General features: G+C 25.8%; 2 protein-coding genes. Both read right to left on the bottom strand.

Annotated features, from left to right (window positions below; translation table 11 throughout):
* Positions 1-103 precede the first annotated feature (103 nt).
* Positions 104-1,366 (bottom strand): helix-turn-helix domain-containing protein, encoded by a 1,263-nt coding sequence (locus BM384_RS16280; RefSeq protein ID WP_090015203.1) that lies wholly within the window; start codon positions 1,364-1,366, stop codon positions 104-106.
* Positions 1,367-1,385: 19 nt separating this feature from the next.
* Entirely contained in the window at positions 1,386-2,687 is a 1,302-nt protein-coding gene (locus BM384_RS16275) for a helix-turn-helix domain-containing protein (RefSeq protein ID WP_090015201.1), read from the bottom strand.
* Between the last annotated feature and the right edge of the window lie 676 nt (positions 2,688-3,363).

The following is a 3,363-nucleotide window of genomic DNA, read 5'->3' as shown; positions in this document are numbered from 1 at the left end:
TTTGGTATCATAATTTAATTTTACCAAAAAATCGCTGTAAGTTTAATGCCTACAGCGATTTTCTTTTTAGGAGAGTTTTTTTACATCCCCTTATTAAATATAATTACATATTTTTTTCTTTATCTATTGCTAATGTGAAGTATTTTATTGATTCTCTTGTTTCTCCAAGATTAAAATACATATTAGCCATGTCTAAATATCTTTGTTTTCTTTGTTCTTTAGTACCAAATTTAAACAAAGAATCCATAGAAAGGTTCATGTACATTTCAGCTTCTCTGTATTTCTTTTGACGTTGAAGTATACTTCCCTTAAAATAATATGCTCTTTCTATTAACTTAATATCTCCAGTTTCTATTGATAAATCTAAAGCTTGATCAGTTAATTCATATGCTAATTCATATTCTTTAAACTTATATAAAGTATCAATTGCTTCATTTAAGAATTGAACATACTTTGATTTATTATGTGATGGGAATATCTCTACAGCTTCCATCATTTCCTTTTTAGCAGTTTCATTTTCATTTACTGCAAAGTATGCTTTAGCATATTCTCCCTTAGAACTTGATAATAATATAGGATTATCTTTTTGCATTTCATATGCCTTGTCCTTAAATTCCTTAACTTTATCTTTGCCTAATCTTATTGAAACTAAAGCAAAAGCTTCACAAACCTTTCCTTTGCTTATGTTGTCTTTTAAATAATCAAAATATCTTACTGATTCATTTAATAATTCATAAGCATCTTCATCATGTCCAGTTTTACTTAAGCATATTCCTTCACTATATGTTATTTTAGCATAAATTTCTTTTCCTTTGTCTGTTTCAACATCAACAAGTTCTCTAAGCTTGCTGTAATATGCTATAGCTTCATTATATTCTTTACTTTGTAATAAGTATTTAGCCATATCTCCAAAGTAAATTACTGTATTTTTATCTTCATTGTTTTTTTGATAAAGATCATAATATTGAGATATTATTAATTGTACTTTTTCGTATTTCTTTTCTTCTAAATAGTAGCAGAATAGTATATGTATTAATTCGAATGCTAGCTCAAAATATTGGTATTCAACAGCATAATAAAGGTTATGTTTTATATTCTCTTCAATATCTTCATCTTTACTTCTGTGTTCTTTTATTAAAGATAAATTTTCAACTATCTGTTCGTAAACATCTTGAATAAGATACTCATAATCCAAGTCAATTTTTTCAGCTATAAACTTTATAATTTCTTTATCAGCCTTAACTTTTCCGTTTTCGATACAGCTCATTTTTGAAATTGAAATTTTATCTTCACATAAGTCTTTTAATGTAATGCCTTTGTATATTCTAGCTCTTTTTATTTTTTCTCCAGTAGATAATATTTCCATCTTTAATCACCCATCTAACTTAGTTTTCTAAAATCCCTTCTTCTCTAAATAACACTACAGCTTCATCAAGGAACTCTGTTGCTTTATCCATATATTTCTTATCCATAAAGTACTTCCCTAACATAATTGCAAGTTCTCCAGCCTTTTTATAAAGACCTCTATCTTTGGCTAATTTATAAGTTTGAATTAGAACCATTTCTGCTGAATCATATTCTTCCTTTATAGTATGTATTCTATATCTTATTAGGTTATATTCAATAATTCCTTCGTAATTGTCATCTGCAATTCTAGGATATATTTCTTTAAGTAATGCTTCACATTTAATTATATTTTTTAGTTTTATATGATTCTTACACATATTTAAGCTTGTCTCAACAAATAATTTATCATTGTGATTTGATATTATTTCTCTAGCAAGTTTATAATGCTTAAATGATTCATCTATTTTTTCAAAATCATAGAACATTTTACCCAAATTATTTTCTATATTAGATAAAATATTCATTTTATTAACTTCTTCATATATTTCTAATGTCTTATCAGAAAACTTAATAGCATTTGCTAAATCCCCTTTATGGCTATAGTCTTCTGAAATATGTAATAATGTTTTTGCATATTCTGTTTTATCATAAATTTGTTCAAATTTACCCTTTGCTAAATATGCATACTCTTTTGCATTATCGTTGTCTTCAACAGCAAAATATGTTTTAGACATATAGTAATAAATCTTTCCAAGCATATAATCGTTTCCGATATTGTTATCGTTATAAACTTTCTCTGCTTGTCTTAAATAACTGCTTGCAGAATTGTAAGCATTTAAGTCTAATGTAATCCTTCCCAAGTTAAGGAATGTTTGTATTATCTCCTCATAATTATTATTCTTTATAAATATTACATTTGCTGATAAAAAGAATTGTTGAGCCAAAGTCAACTCACCCTTAAATATATTAATTAATCCTCTTAAATATAATATTTTTGCTTTTCTATACTCAAGATCGTACTTTTCAACATATTTTAAAGCTTCTTCTATATATTCTTCTCCCTTAGAATAATCTCCACTTAAAATATATGATTCAGCAACCTGTGAGTAATATCTGCTGATTTTTTCGGCTTGGCTTTCCTCTGACTCCATTAAATATTCAACAGTTGTATTCAAACTATTAGATAGATATTCTAGTAAATCCATAGATGGATTTGACCTTCCTGACTCTACCAAACTTATCTGTCCGGGAGTTATCCTATCCTTAGCCAAGTCTTTTAATGTCATGTTTAGTTCTTTTCTTCTTCTTTTTATCTTTTCTCCTAATGACAGAATTTCCATTATAATCCTCTTCCTTTTTTTAATAATATTATTTCCTCAAGTTAAATTTCTATTTCAATAAGTAAATTATAACATAAATTTGTAAAAGCAAGCAACATAATGTAATATTATTAGTAATCTCATGTCTACACATTTTAATTTTTATTTATCTAATAAAAATTTTTCATTGCTTTGGCGTTAAAATTTTAATTTAAATCTTAATTATGCAAATAAAAACGTTTAATGTTTCTTATATTGGACAAAATCTATTTAATTCTAATTTTTTCTTCTTTTTGTATATTTATACTTATTTTTTCTATTTTTTTATAATGAAAGGAGTTTAAACTTTCCTTTATGTCATATATTTCAAACCATAACCTTTTCTTTTTATAATTTCAACCAATTATTTTCTATATTTAGTATAATATATGTTAACATATTTTATCCAAATATTCATTGCATTTTAAAAAAACATTAACCAATTATTTGCTTACATTAATCAAAAAAATAACACCATAGCAAAATAGAAACAGATTATTATCTACTGATTCTGATACTTTATTATTTAATTTCATAAAGATTCGCAGAAAATTTTGCATTTAAGAACAAAGTGGCTGCGCCACGCTCCCTTCGGGAAACTTAGTTGTAAGTAAAAATTTAAAAGCATAGGATGCTCAAAATCCTATGCTTTATCTTT

Source organism: Clostridium sp. DSM 8431 (assembly GCF_900116755.1).
Classification (GTDB): Bacteria; Bacillota; Clostridia; order Clostridiales; family Clostridiaceae; genus Clostridium.
Note: the sequence above shows the minus strand (reverse complement) of the source record. Positions and strands in the feature narration are given on the sequence as shown.